Source organism: Pedobacter humicola (assembly GCF_056490705.1).
The window spans coordinates 101,286-119,088 of the sequence record NZ_JBWJIG010000003.1 but is presented as its reverse complement, the minus strand read 5'-3'; the positions used below and the strand labels follow the sequence as shown (position 1 = coordinate 119,088).

13 protein-coding genes are annotated in these 17,803 nt (G+C 39.8%); 12 read left to right on the top strand and 1 reads right to left on the bottom strand.

Annotation, left to right across the window (positions count from 1 at the left end):
• The first annotated feature begins 10 nt into the window (after nt 1-10).
• From AC04Q1_RS06670 to AC04Q1_RS06640, 7 genes are all read left to right on the top strand, one after another.
• Nucleotides 11-1,123, top strand: a complete 1,113-nt coding sequence (locus AC04Q1_RS06670) for a SusE domain-containing protein (RefSeq protein ID WP_478363027.1) — start codon at nt 11-13, stop codon at nt 1,121-1,123.
• 128 nt (nt 1,124-1,251) lie between these two features.
• The gene (locus AC04Q1_RS06665) at nt 1,252-2,304 is read left to right on the top strand and encodes a glycoside hydrolase family 53 protein (protein WP_478363025.1); all 1,053 of its coding nucleotides are present in this window, start codon (nt 1,252-1,254) and stop codon (nt 2,302-2,304) included.
• A 196-nt stretch (nt 2,305-2,500) separates the two neighbouring features.
• Nucleotides 2,501-5,041, top strand: a complete 2,541-nt coding sequence (locus AC04Q1_RS06660; protein WP_478363023.1) for a membrane or secreted protein — start codon at nt 2,501-2,503, stop codon at nt 5,039-5,041.
• 11 nt (nt 5,042-5,052) lie between these two features.
• Entirely contained in the window at nt 5,053-7,488 is a 2,436-nt protein-coding gene (locus AC04Q1_RS06655; RefSeq protein ID WP_478363021.1) for a DUF4982 domain-containing protein, read from the top strand.
• Nucleotides 7,489-7,847: 359 nt separating this feature from the next.
• Complete coding sequence (locus AC04Q1_RS06650; RefSeq protein WP_478363020.1) at nt 7,848-8,138, top strand: hypothetical protein; 291 nt, start codon at nt 7,848-7,850, stop codon at nt 8,136-8,138.
• Nucleotides 8,139-8,303: 165 nt separating this feature from the next.
• Complete coding sequence (locus AC04Q1_RS06645; protein ID WP_055906587.1) at nt 8,304-8,492, top strand: cold-shock protein; 189 nt, start codon at nt 8,304-8,306, stop codon at nt 8,490-8,492.
• A gap of 245 nt (nt 8,493-8,737) precedes the next feature.
• Nucleotides 8,738-9,409 carry a hypothetical protein gene (locus AC04Q1_RS06640; RefSeq protein WP_478363017.1) on the top strand — a complete coding sequence of 224 codons (672 nt, stop codon included), beginning with the start codon at nt 8,738-8,740 and terminating at the stop codon, nt 9,407-9,409.
• Nucleotide 9,410: 1 nt separating this feature from the next.
• Here AC04Q1_RS06640 and AC04Q1_RS06635 read toward each other — a convergent pair whose 3' ends face one another.
• Nucleotides 9,411-9,752 (bottom strand): hypothetical protein, encoded by a 342-nt coding sequence (locus AC04Q1_RS06635; RefSeq protein WP_478363015.1) that lies wholly within the window; start codon nt 9,750-9,752, stop codon nt 9,411-9,413.
• Nucleotides 9,753-10,147: 395 nt separating this feature from the next.
• Here AC04Q1_RS06635 and AC04Q1_RS06630 point away from each other — a divergent pair, with 395 nt between their 5' ends.
• The 5 genes from AC04Q1_RS06630 to AC04Q1_RS06610 all read left to right on the top strand — a co-directional run bounded on the left by AC04Q1_RS06630 (nt 10,148) and on the right by AC04Q1_RS06610 (nt 17,796).
• Nucleotides 10,148-10,726: an RNA polymerase sigma factor gene (locus AC04Q1_RS06630; RefSeq protein ID WP_478363013.1), complete on the top strand. Its 579-nt coding sequence runs from the start codon at nt 10,148-10,150 to the stop codon at nt 10,724-10,726.
• Between the two features lie 145 nt (nt 10,727-10,871).
• Nucleotides 10,872-12,014 carry a FecR family protein gene (locus tag AC04Q1_RS06625; protein ID WP_478363012.1) on the top strand — a complete coding sequence of 381 codons (1,143 nt, stop codon included), beginning with the start codon at nt 10,872-10,874 and terminating at the stop codon, nt 12,012-12,014.
• A 158-nt stretch (nt 12,015-12,172) separates the two neighbouring features.
• Nucleotides 12,173-15,598 carry a SusC/RagA family TonB-linked outer membrane protein gene (locus tag AC04Q1_RS06620; RefSeq protein WP_478363010.1) on the top strand — a complete coding sequence of 1,142 codons (3,426 nt, stop codon included), beginning with the start codon at nt 12,173-12,175 and terminating at the stop codon, nt 15,596-15,598.
• Between the two features lie 22 nt (nt 15,599-15,620).
• Nucleotides 15,621-17,096, top strand: a complete 1,476-nt coding sequence (locus tag AC04Q1_RS06615; RefSeq protein ID WP_478363008.1) for a RagB/SusD family nutrient uptake outer membrane protein — start codon at nt 15,621-15,623, stop codon at nt 17,094-17,096.
• A gap of 10 nt (nt 17,097-17,106) precedes the next feature.
• Complete coding sequence (locus AC04Q1_RS06610) at nt 17,107-17,796, top strand: DUF4843 domain-containing protein (RefSeq protein WP_478363007.1); 690 nt, start codon at nt 17,107-17,109, stop codon at nt 17,794-17,796.
• The last annotated feature ends 7 nt before the right edge of the window (nt 17,797-17,803 follow it).

The window sequence follows — 17,803 nt, the reverse complement described above, 5'->3', positions numbered from 1 at the left end:
CTAAATTATTATGAAAAAATTTATTCAGATCATCTATACTTTGTTTTTAATCAGCCTGTTTTTTGGTTGTAAAAAAGAAGAAAGTACAAATATAGTTAGCCTGCCAGATGCGGCTAGTCTGGCTTTTAAAAGTTCGGCGGCCAATGTGGTATTAACATCTGCCAATGATGCAAGCCATGTAGCTACTTTCAGCTTTAAGGCTGCAAATTTTGGCGTAAGCGTTATCCCAACCTATTCTCTCGAATTTGATGTGCCTGCTGATACTGTTGGCGCAAATGCCTGGGCGAATGCCGTAGTGGTTAAACTTGCTGTGGGTACTTTTGAAAAGGCATATTTAGGAACAGATTTCAATTCTCTTTTGGCCAATCAGTTATTGTTGCCAACAGGCGTTGCAAGCACGCTAGTGGTACGCTTAAAAGCCGAAGTAACACAGAATACCGGAACAGCTTCTACCATCAAACCCATTTATTCTAGTTTAAGCATGGTGGTTAACCCATACAAAGCCACTATAGAATATCCTGCACTAATCGTAAAAGGTGGCAACTCCTGGAAAACACCAACAACACGGACCAATGGTTTTGTGTTAACCTCGGCCAAATTCAATTCTAAATATGAGGGATACTTAAATCTTCCAAATGCGGATGGATATGGAGGAGATGCCTTTCAATTGGTATCAACCAAAGATGCCAGTAAAGTTTACGGTTGGGGAGGCACTTCAACCACAATGAGTTTAACAGGAGGTAATTTATATCTTTCGCCCGCACCTGCCTATATGAAAGTAAATGCCGATGTAGACGCGTTAACCATCACCTATACACCTGTTAAATTCTTTATTTCAGGTGATGACAATGCCTGGAGCACCTCATCAACACCATTAATTTACAATGCTACAACCGATAAATGGGTTGCTGCCAATGTTTCGTTAACTGCGGGCAAAACATTTGTATTTACCTGTAATGGTGGATATGATATCAGTTATAAAGTTGATGCCAATGGTGCATTGGTTTATGCCGGTGCGCCAACCTGGGGCGGTATCAATATCCCAGTTGCCAAAACAGGTGTTTTCACGGTTACTTTGGATTTAAGTGCGGGTGATGGAAATTATACCTATTCCGTTAAATAAATAAAGATGGAATTTAACCACAGATGTTTTATCTGTACTTATCCTAAGCATCTGTGGTTAAATACATCGCGAAAAGTTGAAATAAGAACAACTGAAAATTAAGTTCAAACTTGCTTAAGAATATAAAGATGTTTAAAAAAATAAAAACCATAAACTGGCTAGGCCTTATTTTACTGCTTAGCCTGATTAATGCAGGCTGCAAAAAATCAATCAAAGGTGAAACGCAGCTTTATCCAGCTCCAGATCCCATAGGTACTTATGCTTTGGGTGCCGATGTAAGCTGGCTCACAGAAATGGAAGCGGCTGGTAAAAAGTTTTATAATGCTGCAGGAACACAACAAGATCTGCTACAGATTTTGAAAGACAAGGGCATCAACACCATCCGCCTGAGGGTTTGGGTAAATCCAGCTGCAGGTTATTGCAATACTGCTGACGTTTTGGCCAAAGCGAAAAGGGCAAAAGCCATGAACATGCGTTTGCTGATCGATTTTCATTATAGTGATTCCTGGGCTGATCCGGGCCAACAAAATAAACCGGCCGCATGGGTATCTCAAGATTTTGTTGCCTTAAAAGCTTCCGTATACAACCACACCGTTGACGTTTTAACGGTTTTAAAAAACAATAAAATTGTGCCGGAATGGGTGCAGGTAGGTAACGAAACGAATAATGGTATGTTATGGAACGATGGAAAAGCATCTGTAAACATGAAAAACTTTGCAGAACTTGTGCTTTCGGGTTATAATGGCGTAAAAGCAGTAAATCCAAGTTCGAAAGTGGTGGTGCATATCTCTAATGGTTATGATAACAGTTTATTTAGATGGATGTTCGATGGATTAAAAAATAATGGCGCCAAATGGGATGTTATCGGCATGTCGATGTATCCTGGAGCTACAGATTGGTCGGCAAAAAACACACAATGTTTGGCCAATATGACGGATATGGTTTCGCGTTATGGATCAGAAGTGATGATTTGTGAGTTGGGGATGCCGGTTTCTGAAGCAGTGGCCTGCAAAGCCTTTATCAAAGATTTAATCGCGAAAAATAAATCCTTGCCAAATAACAAAGGCTTAGGCGTTTTTTATTGGGAACCGCAATCTTACAACAGCTGGAGCGGTTATAAATTGGGTGCCTTTGATGATTCAGGCAAACCAACAGTTGCCATGGATGCGTTTCTGCCTTAGAGTTGGTCTGGATTTGCAATCCGGACTTAGCAGGACACGGATTTAAAATCCGCAGTAAAGGCGTCGGGATTGCAAATCCCGACTAACAAAAAGACATATATTCACAGGCAGAAAGCATCATTTCGGCTAGTCTGGTCGAAATGAATCGTATATTAATAAAGTCGGGATTACAAATCCCGACCAACAAACTTTATTTATGATTTCACTCAAAAAACTATCTCTTTCAGCTGCTTTTACATTTATGGCAATGGTTACCCATGCCCAAAATAAACAAGGTATTTATGTAGATGCCTCAGGTGTAATCCGCTGGGAGAAAGACCATAAAGAGGCCGCTTTTTTCGGTACAAATTATACCGCACCTTTTGCTTATGGTAATCGGGCCATTTTGAGAATGGGCATTACAGCTGAGCAAGCGATAAAAGACGATGTATATCATTTCTCCAGATTGGGTTTAGATGCCTTCCGCGTGCATGTTTGGGATCAGGAAATATCAGATGCTGAAGGTAATCTGATCAATAATGAACATTTACGTTTATTTGATTTCTTGTTAGCGGAACTTAAAAAACGCAAGATTAAAACCCTGGTTACACCAATAGCCTTTTGGGGAAATGGTTATCCGGAGAAAGATGAAAGCACAGGCAGCTTTGCCAATAAATACGGTAAGGATAAATCAGTAGTGAGTGAAGAAGCTTTTAAAGCGCAGGAAAATTACCTGAAACAATTTTTTAAACATAAAAACCCTTATACCGGTTTAACCTACCAACAGGATGTTGATGTTTTAGCCACTGAGATCAATAACGAACCGCATCACAGCGGCCCTAAAGAAAGAGCAACCGAATACGTTAACCGCATGACGGCAGCCATTAAAAGTACCGGTTGGACGAAACCCATTTTTTATAACATCAGCGAATCGCCCTGGTATGCCGATGCCATTGTAAAAGCGGATGTTCAGGGCCATACCTTCCAGTGGTATCCAACAGGTTTGGTTGCCGGACATACTTTACAGGGGAATTATCTGCCGAACGTGGCGAAATATAAAATTCCTTTTGATACCATTCCTGTTTTTAAAAACCGTGCTAAAGCGGTATATGAATTTGATGCAGGCGATGTTATGGCTCCGATCATGTACCCTGCAATGGCCAGAAGTTTCAGGACTGCGGGTTTTCAATGGGCGACCCAGTTTGCCTACGATCCGATGGCAACAGCCTATGCGAATACCGAATATCAAACGCACTATTTAAACCTTGCATACACACCGTCAAAGGCAATCAGTATGTTGATTGCTTCAAAGGTTTTTCACCAAGCTACCCGTATAGATAGTTTGAACAACGGCAATGTTTTTGGCCCTTTCAAAATCGATTACAAAAGTTCGTTAAGCGAAATGAATAGCCCGGAGGAATTTTATTATTCGAATACAACTCCCTCGAAAATAATCGATGTCAAAAAACTAAAACATATTGCTGGCGTTGGAAGTTCCGAAATTGTTCAGTATCAGGGCAGGGGAGCCTACTTTATTGATCGAGTTACTACAGGGATTTGGCGTTTGGAAGTGATGCCGGATGCCATTCAGATCAGAGATCCTTTTGAAAAGGCATCACCCAAAAAAGAAGTCACACGGATTATTTGGGCCAATTTACCAATCGAAATTGATCTTCCTGATTTAGGTTCTGATTTTACGGTCAAAGGATTAAACACAGGCAATACTTTCGATTCGAAAGCAGCGCGACATCATTTCATGGTTAGCCCTGGTGTATATTTACTGGTAAGGAAAAACCTGAAAAGCAACTTAAACGGTCAGAACATCTATCAAAACATCACTTTAGGCGAATTTGTTGCCCCTAAAGCTTCACAAGCGGAGGTGTTCGTTAAACATCAGCCATTATCAACGGTTTCAGAAGATGTTTCCTTTCAGGTAAATGCAGAGATAACAGGTTTAAGCTTAAAAGATTCTGCTTTTATTCAATTCAATAACGCAAACCGCTGGAAAAATATCCCATTGCAAAAAACGCAGGAATACCGATATGCTGCATCGGTCCCAGCCGAGCTGGTGAAAAATGGTTTACTCAAATACCAGATCATTGTTCATAAAGCAAATGGTGATGATGTTACTTTTCCTGCCGATGTAAAGGGGAATCCCAATGCCTGGGATAAACTCGAAACAGAAAGTTACCAAACTGATGTAGCTGCAAAGGATGCCCTTTTGGAAATCTTCAATGCGGGTATCGATGGAAAAAACAGCAACATCTATAGTCCCGATTGGGGGAATAATAAGGTCGATTATGTTTCCGCAGAAAATCCATCTGTATTGCAGATGAAACTATCCATAAATATGCCTAAAAAAGACCGCTTAATGGGTTTCCAAAGTTTCTTTGCAGATAAAATGACAGGCAGGATTACAGAACTGAATCGTTTAAAAACATTAGTCGTTAAAGTTAAGGCGAATATTGAAAATACAAAAGTTAAGGTCGGTTTAATCGATACAGATGCACATTTCTTTGCAACTGAAATTCTTGCCGGAAAAGATTTTAAATTGATCGAAATCCCTTTAAATCAACTTAAAAACGATTCACAACTGTTGTTGCCGCGTCCTTATCCAGGCTTTTTGCCACTTTATTATCCATCATCAAATCAAATGGCATTCAGTATAAAAAATGCCGAGAAACTTGAAGTTACTTTTGGTTATGGTGTTAATACCAAACCAGTCAATATCAGTATCGAATCTATCTATTTAAAATAACCGTCAGTTACATGTTCCGATTGAAAAAAATATTCACACTCTTTTTTATAGCTGCGCTTTCCCATTTAACAGCCATTGCGCAAAGAACCGAAATCTTGTTAGATGAAGGCTGGAAATTTTCGAAAGGAAATTTTCCAAATGCTGCCGAAGCTACCTTTAATGATACACGCTGGGAAACTGTTTCTGTTCCGCACGATTGGGCCATTAGCGGACCTTTCGACAAAGAAATAGACAAACAGCTTATTGCCATCACGCAGAATAATGAAACCAAGGCGAGTGAGAAAACGGGCAGGACCGGAGCTTTACCTTATATCGGCGAGGGCTGGTATAGGAAGAAACTGAATCTGCCAGCACTTCAGGCAAACCAAAAGGTGTTGCTCCAGATAGATGGCGCCATGAGCAAGCCACGCGTTTACCTGAATGGAAAACAGGTTGGACAGTGGAATTATGGTTACAATTACTTTTATATCGACATCACCAACGATTTAAAAGCGAATGAAAATGTATTGGCCATTCACTTGATGAATATGCCCAAATCTTCGCGCTGGTACCCGGGTGCAGGTTTGTACCGGAATGTGCATTTGATCATCAAAGACGAAAAAAGCATCGAGCAATGGGGTATTACTGTTACCACGCCAATCGTAAATAAAGAATTTGCTAAAATAAATATCAAAACCAAACTGAGCGGTAAAGGCCTTCGCCTGGTGACGCAGATTATAGATAGTTTGGGAAAACAAGTGGCGATTGATACAGCCAAAAATAGCTTTGGCAATGAAACTGATCAGAATATAGAAATCCAAAAGCCTAATCTTTGGAGTCCGGAAAGGCCTTACCTGTATACGGCAGTATCGAGTGTGTATGAGGGGACTGTTTTAAAGGATGTGGTGAAAACAAGAGTAGGAATCAGATCAATCAGCTTTAGCGCAGCAACGGGATTTAGTTTGAATGGTCAGGTGAGAAAATTTAAGGGTGTTTGTTTGCACCATGATCTGGGGCCGCTTGGTGCTGCCATCAATACAGCAGCTTTAAGAAGGCAATTAACAATTTTGAAAGAGATGGGCTGCGATGCCATCAGGAGTTCGCACAATATGCCCTCGCCAGAGCAACTGGAACTCTGTGATGAAATGGGATTTATGTTCCTTGCCGAAAGTTTCGATGAATGGGCAAAGGCGAAAGTAGAAAATGGTTATCACCTTTACTTTGATACCGATGCTGAAAAAGATATTGTTAACCTGGTAAAGGCGACCAAAAATCACCCCTGTATCGTGATGTGGAGCTCTGGAAATGAAGTGCCGGATCAGTTTGGTGCCGAAGGTGTAAAAAGGGCCAAATGGCTTCAGGAAATTTTTCACCGCGAAGATCCTACACGCCCTGTTACCGTAGGGATGGACCAGGTGAAGGCCACCATGCAATCGGGTTTTGGTGCGCTTATGGATATTCCAGGACTAAACTACAGGGTGCATTTGTATGAAGAAGCCAACAAGGTTTTTCCGCAGGGATTTATTTTGGGATCCGAAACGGCGTCAACAGTAAGCTCGAGAGGTATTTATAAATTTCCGGTGGTAAAAGGATTTGATAAGCAGTATCCTGATTTTCAGTCTTCATCGTATGATCTCGAATATTGTAGCTGGTCTAACGTACCTGATGATGATTTTGTAATGCAGGACGATAAGCCATGGGTAATCGGGGAATTTGTTTGGACAGGTTTCGATTATCTTGGCGAACCTACGCCTTACGATAACAGCTGGCCGTCGCGGAGCTCGTATTTTGGGATTTCCGATCTTGCGGGTTTACCTAAAGACCGCTATTACTTATACAGAAGCCGCTGGAATAAAACAAAGCCAACACTGCATTTGCTTCCGCATTGGAACTGGGCGGGAAGAGAAGGTCAAACTACGCCTGTTTTTGTGTATACCAGTTATGATAGTGCCGAACTTTTTTTGAATGGTAAAAGTCTGGGCATACGGAAAAAAGATAAATCATCACCACAGAACCGCTACAGGTTGATGTGGATGGATGTAAAATACGAACCCGGAACATTAAAAGTAGTTGCCCTTGATGGCAATGGAAAACCTGTAGCAGAAGAAAAAATCACCACAGCAGGCAAACCTTATAAAATTGTACTTACGCCGGATAGAAAGCAAATTACGGCCGATGGAAAAGATTTATCTTTTGTAACGGTATCGGTGGTTGATAAAGATGGAATTCCTTGTCCTACAGCTACCAATGCCTTAAGTTTTGAGGTAAAAGGAGCTGGGCTATTTAAAGCAGTTTGTAACGGTGACGCCACTTCTTTAGAATCGTTTGTAAAACCAACCATGAAACTATTTAGTGGAAAACTGGTGGTAGTGCTGCAATCAGGTAAAAAGGATGGGGCAATACAACTGAGCGTTAAAGGAAAAGGGGTAGAAAGCGGAAATATAGAAATTGTTTCGGTTATAAATTAAGTTTTTGTACTGTCATTCTGAATGCAATAAAGAATCTCCATGCAATCCATACAGGTTTTGAAGCTTTTGTATCGTATAGGCTTACATGGTATGATGTTTATTGTAGGGTTAAAATGTAAAGATTCTTTGTTACGCTCAGAATGACAAAAAGAAAGAACAGTAGCTGCTATTTATACTGTATTTGTTTTTTAGTTGATTAGGGATGTTTTTTCTTAAAAACTACCCTCAAGTCACTTGGTTTTAATTTAATTTTTTGTTTTTATTGTTTTTTTGCCACGTCATTGTATAGGTCCTGTTACAATTAATCTTATTAGGAATAATTTTTTAAATTAGCATATATCAAAAAACCTGATAAGCTTATGGAAAATCTAAAAGAAGAGACCAAAATCAAAGCTTTCCTCACCAGGATAAAAGCAGAGTGGCCAGGAGTTGTTGAGCGCTTTGAGTTTAAGACAGGCAGTGTAATTTATGTTCATCTAAAAGAAGGTATATCCAGTATGGATTTTCTCGGTAAACTTTCCAGGCAGGTAGAGCGTTTTGTCGATTTCAGTATGCCGATCATTTTATACCACATCGAAAGTGATGGCATGAATTTAAGATCGCACCCCATTAATTGGTACTCTTCCATCGCACAAAGGAAATCTTTATAAGTTCGGTAAATATTCGTGTTTAAATACGGGAGCTGTGAAATAGCCGTAACAATTTTCGCAGCTGTAAATATTTTTATGTTTAATTCTCAATTTTATTTTGTCAGTAATTTTGGTTTTTGGGTTTTAATCTTATTTTTGATTTTTAATTTAAAAACATCCAGTATAATGAAAAACGGAACAGTAAAATTTTTTAACTCAGAAAAAGGCTTTGGCTTTATTAAAGAAGACAGCGGATCTGAGATTTTTGTGCATGCATCAGGCCTGATTGATGAAATCAGAGAGAATGATACAGTTGAATACGAAGTTCAGGAAGGCAAAAAAGGCCTTAATGCAGTGAAAGTAAGAGTTGTTTAATTCTTCCCAAAAGATTTTGAGCAGGATTTAGTCCTGCTTTTTTTTTGCCCGCATTTTGGTAAAACCATAGCTAACCCGCACACATCATTTACTGAACAAAAAGGTTGAAAAAATTTCCTGCTGATTTCTAGTTAATTACCGCTTTGATTCGCCTTAAAAAGGTTTTGAATGGCTATTTTCTGGACTGGATTTTTATTTTTGCTAGTGTCGGTATAATCGGCCAGAACCAAACAAATTAAATATTTTTGCAACTCTCTATTTTTTCAATTCAGGAACCCGTTATCAACAACAAAGCTCTTGATCGCGGTACTTTTATGGCTGCGGCGCAGTTTGTAACCGCACTTAATTTTGCTGGCGAATTTGAACTTTTGAGTCTTTCGGCAATGAATAATCAATTGGGTAATGCCAAAAAAGGTGGGTTAGTTTTTGTGCGTAATGGCAAATTGAAAATGCATCCTCAAATTTATGATCATTTAGCCCTGATATCGATTTCTTCCATCTGTGCGGGAAGTGCTTATTTCTACGGCCGCGATAAAATTGCTGCAGAAATTGTAAATCTTCCCTATAGCGATGGGCTTTTAAATCTGGAGGGTGCAGAAGAAGATTATATGGCCTTTAAACGTTTGTGCAGTCCTGTGTCGCGGTTCTTTTTGCTACAGGCTAAAAAAGTACAATGGTCTGCAATCCTCTCCACCTTCAGGTTTTTTATGATGGATGGCATTTGGGACGTCGTTAATTTTGTAGCCCATGCCATCAACCAGGCAGATGCTGATGTACTGGCCTGCGCACAGCTATTAGAAAGTATGCAAAAGCAAGAATGGTATCCTGGCTTTTGTGCATCGCTTAAAACCTTCCATGCTTCGCGGTATCCTTTAAGTAAAATTGGTTTAGCATTGGAATTGCCAGAAATGGCCTGAATTATTTCAGGTAATTTTCCAATAATTCGCTGATGTCGTCACCAATCGCCCTATTGCCCATATTATTAAGTTTTTGTTGCGAAGAATTGTGTTTTTCGATATAGGTAGCCTCTGTTTTATTAAATTTTAGATAACCCTGTTCAAAATAACGTTCTTCAATTTCGGTAGAAGAATCCATCGATCTAAACCATAGCTTGATTAAAGAGCCTGTGATTTTATCGAAATAAAGCCAATGAAAAGTTGCTTCGGCATCTGCATTGTTGGGCAGGTCCAAACGCTTGATTTCTAATATAGCAGTATCTGTATTCTGGAAAAAGTATAAAATCTTATATTTAGACGACATGCCGCAAAAATAGGACTTAATTTTTTATCACAAAAGAGATTTTTACTGTTTAGATTTAATATTCTTGATCTTTGATTTATATCAACAATTTCTTTGTCCAATTAATTATATGCCATCGGATTTCTGTATGCGTAAAATGACAATACAGTTTTTTTTTGTAGGTTGAAATATATTATATCGGTTACTAATAAATAGGTTAATTTCTTTGCTGTGTTTATTTTTACCGGCTTAATGGACTAATTCGCTTAAAATATTTCATTATTTTAAGCTTGTTTTAAAAAATGACACTTTAAAATATGGTAAAGTCTATAAATTTATTAGTTTTACCGTAGCAACGCTCTTAGTCTACCCCCTATGATGAGCTTATTATCCCTATAAATTCTAAACATCCCATTTTGGATAATTTACAGTTGCGTACAGATTTAGCATTACTGGCTTCTTCGATGGAAGGCGATAGAAAAGCCTTTGCTGAGATTTTTGAGCGTTATCATGATCTTCTTTATCAACATGCTTATAATAAACTAAGGGATAGGGACGAAGCAAATGATGTGATTCAGGAGGTTTTTGTAAAACTCTGGAACATGAAGGCCGGTACTCAGGTGCAAAATCTGTCAGCTTACTTGTATACGATGGTTAGAAATCAGATTTTTTCTTTAATCCAACACAAGGAAGTAGTAAGTGTTTACAGCAAATCTTTTCAGGATTTTAAAGAAAGCGGATCGATGGAAGCAGATTATCTGATCCGCGAAAAACAGCTTAACGAAATTATTAATAGAGAAATTGCCGCTTTACCACCAAGAATGCGCGAAATTTTTGAATTAAGCAGAAAAGATTACCTAAGCAATAAACAAATAGCCGAAAAATTAAATTTATCAGAGCACACCGTTGCTGATCAGATTAAAAAAGCACTAAAACAATTGAGATTAAAGGTTGGTGGGCCTGCAATCATCATTTTTTATTTGCTAAATAGATAATTTTATTTAAATATTATTGCATAACGGGTCTATTATTCTTGTTTTTGAAACACTAAATAAATAAATCCATCTTTTTTAACATTTTATATCCCCGATTTATATTTCTGAACAGTCTTACTATAAAGCAGCCAACAAATGCTCCGTTATGGAAGACAATAAATTTAAAGATCTCTTAAAAAAATATCAGTCAGGCCTATGCACTGATGAAGAAGAGGCTTGGTTAGAATCCTGGTATTTAACCCTAAACGAAACTTCCAAAGAAAGTGTGCCTTCGGTTGTACTCGCTGAGGATCGTACAAACAACTGGGCGCTTATCAATTCCAGTATTAAACATAAACCCAGGCCTTTGTGGTTAAGTATTTCTGCTGCGGCACTTGTGCTTTTCATGTTGAGCATTGGCATTTATTTTTATGTAATTAACCACAACGTACAAACACCCAGGGCAGATGTCGTGCAAGAAATTACACCTGGTGGCAATAAGGCATTTTTAACCCTTGCGGATGGCCGGAAAATTAGTTTAACCGATGTTGGCAATGGAGAACTCGCGGAACAGGCGGGCATAAAGATTACCAAAGCAGCCGATGGTCAGTTGGTTTACACCATTGAAAATGACCATGCCTCCGTTGAAAAAGACGCTCAAATGGTGGCTTACAATACGATAGAAACCCCACGCGGTGGGCAATACCAGATTTTATTACCTGATGGGACTAAAGTTTGGCTGAATGCGGCTTCGTCGCTAAAATACCCAACTACATTTTTAGGCGCTGATAAAAGGCAGGTGGAATTAAAAGGTGAAGCTTATTTTGAAGTTGCACACAATAAAGCGCAGCCATTTTTAGTAGTTACCCCGGCTTTAAAAACCAATGGTAAAGCACATGAGGTTGAAGTATTGGGAACACATTTTAACATCAACGCTTACGCTGATGAACCTGCCATTATAACCACTTTGTTGGTAGGATCGGTAAAAGTGAACGAACAACTGTTAAAACCTGGTTATCAATCGGTTTTTGAAAACAATAAGATTAAAATCTCCGAAGCAGACCCAGAGGCAGCTGTTGCCTGGAAAAACGGCGATTTTGTTTTCAACGGTCAGGATGGGGAAACTTCATTACGGATGTTAAGCCGTTGGTATGATGTAGAGATCGATGATTCTGAAAACCTCAAAAACCTACATTTTGGTGGCGTAGTTTCCCGATCGCAGAACCTATCGGCTGTAATCAAGATGTTGCAAGCCACCGGCGACCTGAAATTTAAAGTTGAAGGAAGGAGGATCATTATGATTAAATAATGTTACGTTATAATGGTTCAATAAAAAAGCCGGGAATGCTGCAAACATCACCCGGCGACAGATTGGAACCAGACTGAAAATTTGTGAAGATTATCAACCAATTACGTTTACCGCGAACCTTAAAATAGGCGGTAACACGTAGAGACCAAACTATTCAAATGTATAAAAATTTTATCGGAAATATCGGTAAGCCGCCCGGCTATGCCCTTAAATTACTGCTTATTATGAAGTTAAGCGTTGTTATCCTTATTATAACGATAATGCAAACCAGTGCTGCCGTAACTTTTGCCCAGAACATTAATATTACTGAAAAAAATGTTCCGCTGGAGAAGGTGTTAAAGCAAATCAGGCTGCAGAGCGGATATGATTTTTTTTATAACCAGGATCTTGTCCGTAATATAAATATCAATGAACTGAGCATCAAAAATGCATCTATCGAACAGGCCATTCAAAAAACACTTTCCGGTTTGCCCTTAACCTTTTCTGTTGATAACCGCATCGTGGTGATCAGAAAATTAGACCGATCTCCATCAGCCGTAGTAGATTCTGTAATTAGCGGAACGGTTTACGATGCCAAAACGAAAGATCGTCTCCCTGGTGTTAACCTAAAGCTAAAAAACTCGGGCGCAAAAACAGTTACCGATGCGCGTGGTAATTTCCGGATTACGGCCGTTAGAGGAGCCATATTACAGGTGAGTTATGTAGGGTACGAATCGAAAGAAGTGACTGTTACCGGTACCAAACTGGATATTGCACTTAATGAAACGGCTCAATCGCTAAGCGGAGTGGTGGTAACCGGTATTTTTGCGCAATCTAAATCTACCTTTACAGGTGCAGCAAAAACCTTTGGTGCGCAAGAGCTGTCGAAAGTTTCGAATAATAATGTGCTTACGGCGTTAAAATCGCTCGATCCATCTTTTCAGTTGCCCGAAAACCTAAATACAGGTTCTAATCCGAATGTGCTGCCTGATGTTGTTTTACGCGGAGGAAATACTTTAGTTGATATCAGACAGAGCGCACAGGCCGATCCGTTTAATTATCAGTCAGCACCAAATGCACCGCTGTTCATATTAGATGGTTTTGAAACCTCTCTACAAAGAATAAACGATCTCGATATGAACCGGATTGCCAGTGTAACCATCTTAAAGGATGCAGGTGCAACAGCGATTTACGGATCCAGAGGAGCAAACGGTGTAATTGTAATTGAACAGGTGAGGCCTGCCGAAGGTAAACTCCGCGTTTCGTACAACGCAAGCGTAGTGGTAGAGCAGCCGGATATAAGCGGTTACGATTTATTAAACGCACAGGAGAAATTCGATCTGGAAGACCGCACCGGTGTATTTAAGAATACGTTTAACACCACTCAAAATGCACTCGATCTGGTAAGGGAAAATCGTTTGGCTGCCATCAGAAAAGGGGTTAACACCGATTGGATTGCTAAACCTTTGCAAACAGGCGTTGGCCAAAAGCATAATATTTATGTAGAAGGTGGGGCTGAAGCCGTTACCTATGGCCTAAATCTTACCTACGACCAGAAAAGTGGTGCCATGAAAGGATCAGATAGAACGACTACAACTGGCAATTCTTTTTTAAGCTATAGGATCAAGAATTTTCAGTTTAGAAACGATTTAACACTGGCATTTAACAAATCGAATAACTCGCCATATGGTTCTTTTAGACAATATGCGCAACTTAACCCTTATTGGAGCCCCTATGATGACGCCGGAAATCTTAAGGTTTATCTGGAAGAAGTGATCGATCCTCAAACAGGATTAAGGGTTGGATCAAATTTAACCGATTTTTATGATAATTTAAACGGATATGTTGGCCGTCCGGTAAATCCGCTTTACAATGCATCACTTAATATAACAGATCAGACTTCGTATAAAAGGATAACCAATAATTTTGAAACCCGTTGGCAACCAAAAGATTGGTTAAGATTAACCGCCCGGTTATCTTATAACCAACAGTCGGATGAATCGGATATTTTCTTGCCGGCCCAACACAGTTCTTTTGCCAATGTAACTACCTTCGAAAAAGGTTCTTACACCAAAGGTTATGGTAAAACGCAACGTGTGGAAGGCTTTTTAACCGGTGAGGCGAATAAAAGTTTTGGTAAACATTTCTTCTCGGCTTCGGCAACGCTTAACATTCAGGAAAATTCTTACAATACACAAAGTATCCGTGTAATCGGTTTTCCGAACCCAAATTTAAGTGAATTGATTTTAGGGAACCAATATCCCGCCAATACCCACCCAACTGGTACCGAAAGCCTCTCCAGATCGGTTGGTACGCTTGCACGTTTGGCATACGCGTACGATAACAGGTATTTGGTAGATGCAACTTATCGTTTGGATGGATCTTCACTATTTGGATCAGACAAAAGATTTGCGCCTTTTTGGTCGTTGGGCGCGGGATGGAACGCACACAATGAAGCGTTTTTAAAAGGAAACAGTTCCGTAAACGAGTTAAGGTTAAGGTATACCATTGGTACAACCGGCTCTGAAAGTTTCGAAAGTTATAAGGGGATAACCACAAGCCAATATTATACCGATCGCGATTACCGTGGTGTGATAGCCTCTTATTTACTGGGTTATGGTAATTCGGCACTGGCCTGGCAAAAAACGCTAAAAAGCAATATCGGTTTAGATATCACCTTGTTTAACAGGTTTACCTTAAATGCCAATTACTTTAACGAGCGTACTAAAGGCAGTATTGCCTTCATTTCGAGTGCACCCTCAAGTGGTTTTACAGGTTACTACGATAATATGGGCGATGTGGTGAACAAGGGATATGAGCTTTATGGCCGTTACAATATCATTGCCACTCCATCCAGCAGGAACAATCTCTCGGTATTTGCCAATGTATTCCATGTAACCAATAAAATTGAAAAGATTTCTTCTACCATAAAAGCCTTAAACGATAGGGCAAATACCACGTTATCCGCTACGCCGCTACCACGATATGCCGAGGGGCAATCGGTTAATGTAATCTGGGGCGTAGAATCATTGGGCATTGACCCGGCATCTGGAAATGAACTGTTTAAAAAACGCGATGGCACCATCACCACCACTTACGATCCTGCCGATCAGGTGATTATCGGAGATGCAACACCAACGTTATCAGGTACTTTTGGAACCAATTTAGAAATTAAAGGGATTGGATTAAATGTTTACCTCCGCTTTAATGTGGGTGGCGATGCTTATAACCAAACGCTTGTAGACCGGGTTGAGAATGTGAATGTAAACCAGTACAATGTGGATAGAAGAGTTGCAGAAGAACGCTGGCAAAAGCCGGGTGATGTAGCGCTTTACCGTGCAATTGTGAATTTTGCGGGTGCTGTAAACACCAACATTACTTATGTTACTTCGCGCTTTGTGCAGAAAAACAACTTCATTACAGGAGAAAGTATGTCGGCTTATTATCGCTTACCAGACAAACTGAATAAACGTTTAGGCTTGCAGAATACCAAAATCACGCTGTTTACAAGTGATGTATTCAGGATAGCCAGTATCAAACGCGAACGCGGTTTAGACTATCCTTTCAGCAGAAGTTATACGCTACAGTTGCAAACCACATTTTAACCGACCATTAATTTTAAATGATATGAAATCTATTAAACAACTATTTCCGGCATTTATCCTGGCGGTGCTGTTGTTGTTTACATCCTGCAAAAAATGGCTTGATGTAACACCAAAAACACAGATTAAAGAGGATGCCCAATTTAGTACTAAACAGGGCTTTACAGATGCCTTATTTGGGATCTATCAAAATTCGGCAAAATCGTCGGGTTATGGCCGCAATTTAACCTTTGGACTGTTGGACATTCTTGCACAACAATATGAGAACAAATCTATAGGAACCAGCTTATACGCAAAACTGGCTGCTTATAATTATACCGATGCGGAGGTTCAAGCCATTGTTGACGCCACTTTTGCCAACAGTTATTCCAGTATTGCACAGGCCAATTATGTGCTTAAAAATGTAGATAATGGAGTATTGGATGAAACCACCAAAAGAATAGTTAAAGGCGAGTCACTTGGCATGCGCGGGTTTTTACACTTTGATCTGATCCGCCTTTTTTCTGATGTGTATGCAGATGGGACAAATGCAAATGCACAATCCATTTCCTATTTAAAAGCTTTTACGGTGTCACCCACTTCGAGGGTTTCGGTTGGTGCAGCGTTGTTGCTTTGCGAAGCCGATCTTAAAGAAGCAGAACAGTTGTTGTCTATCAATCAAACGATAGATCCCATTCCCGATAATCAGGGAAGCACCAACCCTGATGTGTTTTTGCAGTTCCGTCAGAACCATTTAAACTATTGGGCTGTAAAAGCAGTATTGGCGAGGTTATATTTATATAAAGGCGATAAAGTGAATGCGCTTAAATATGCTACCGATGTTATTAATAGCGCGAAATTTACTTTCACAAACCAGAGCACGCTAAATATAGATCCTACAGCCACTACTTCCGATCTTACCTTTAGCAGGGAACATGTTTTTTCAATTTACGTTTCAGGTTTAAAGGCGGTTGCTGATGATGTATTTAAAAATACCGGGGCAACGGGAGAGACAACAGATTTATGGACCACAAAGGCAAACCTAACCACCATTTATCAGCCAACGCTCCCTAACCATGGCACCGATATCAGATCCATCACGGCATCAAAAAGTTTGTGGAACGAAGTTTCGGCTAACATTGTTTACACCAAAAAATACTATAGTGATAATGCAAGCAATGTGGCGCAAAGGATTATTCCGGTTATTAAATTATCCGAAATGTACTATATCGCAGCAGAATCGGCAGCAACACTTACGGATGCAGCAAAATACCTGAATGTGGTACGCACAAACCGTTTGATCCCGGAGATTACTGTCCCTGCATCTACCGAAGCCTTAGACACACAGATTTTACTGGAGTATAGAAAAGAGTTTTATGCAGAAGGGCAGCTCTGGTTTTACTATAAACGCAAAAATCTGGCATCTATAGCCAATGGCAGCGGTATGGTAGCAATGACGAAGGCTAAATATATCTTCCCTCTGCCTAACACAGAATTGGAATTTGGATCATCTGGAAATTAAGATTATGACTATGAAATCAATTTTAAAAAACGGGCTTGCAATATTGGTGATTTTATCCATTATTGTTTCCTGTAGTAAAGATAAAACACTCTTGTTTGATGAGTCAACGGCTATTTATGTATATTCCTTACCTGATAGTACCGAATATACCTTTGCAACGGCGCCAACCTCAAAGGTAACCGATACTGTACTCATGACTTACAGGATTATTGGCAATGCTGCTCCTGTAGACCGGGCCATAAACTTAGTCGTGAGAAACGGGGCAACCGCAAAAGCAGGTTATCATTATAAATTAGGACCTGCAATTGTGAAAGCCAATGAGTTTGCAGCAACGGTGCCAGTATATGTGTACCGTAAAGCTGGTTTAAAGGATAGTACGGTTCAGGTGATTTTCGATATCAAAGACAATACCGAGCTTAAAGCTGGTTTTCCTACAAAACTACGTTACAAATTAACCATTACAGATATTTTATCGAAACCGACCAATTGGGAAACCACCTGGAAAAACTATTTCGGCGAATATTCACAGGTGAAATTTAGATTTTTGCTTACGGTTACCGGTAAAACCAACTGGAACAGTTCGCCGCTTCCACAAGATTCGCGATACCTATCGCAGCGAGCCAGAAATGCCCTGTTAGAATATAACCAGCAAAATGGTCCGTTGATTGACGAGAACGGCGCACAGGTTTATTTTCCTTAATCAACCA

Excerpts from the sequence above, each read along its gene's own strand:
- AC04Q1_RS06670 (WP_478363027.1), top strand. The coding sequence starts at position 11 with ATGAAAAAATTTATTCAGATCATCTATACTTTGTTTTTAATCAGCCTG.
- AC04Q1_RS06665 (WP_478363025.1), top strand. The coding sequence starts at position 1,252 with ATGTTTAAAAAAATAAAAACCATAAACTGGCTAGGCCTTATTTTACTG.
- AC04Q1_RS06660 (WP_478363023.1), top strand. The coding sequence starts at position 2,501 with ATGATTTCACTCAAAAAACTATCTCTTTCAGCTGCTTTTACATTTATG.
- AC04Q1_RS06655 (WP_478363021.1), top strand. The coding sequence starts at position 5,053 with ATGTTCCGATTGAAAAAAATATTCACACTCTTTTTTATAGCTGCGCTT.
- AC04Q1_RS06650 (WP_478363020.1), top strand. The coding sequence starts at position 7,848 with ATGGAAAATCTAAAAGAAGAGACCAAAATCAAAGCTTTCCTCACCAGG.
- AC04Q1_RS06645 (WP_055906587.1), top strand. The coding sequence starts at position 8,304 with ATGAAAAACGGAACAGTAAAATTTTTTAACTCAGAAAAAGGCTTTGGC.
- AC04Q1_RS06635 (WP_478363015.1), bottom strand. The coding sequence starts at position 9,752 with ATGTCGTCTAAATATAAGATTTTATACTTTTTCCAGAATACAGATACT.
- AC04Q1_RS06625 (WP_478363012.1), top strand. The coding sequence starts at position 10,872 with ATGGAAGACAATAAATTTAAAGATCTCTTAAAAAAATATCAGTCAGGC.
- AC04Q1_RS06620 (WP_478363010.1), top strand. The coding sequence starts at position 12,173 with ATGTATAAAAATTTTATCGGAAATATCGGTAAGCCGCCCGGCTATGCC.
- AC04Q1_RS06615 (WP_478363008.1), top strand. The coding sequence starts at position 15,621 with ATGAAATCTATTAAACAACTATTTCCGGCATTTATCCTGGCGGTGCTG.
- AC04Q1_RS06610 (WP_478363007.1), top strand. The coding sequence starts at position 17,107 with ATGAAATCAATTTTAAAAAACGGGCTTGCAATATTGGTGATTTTATCC.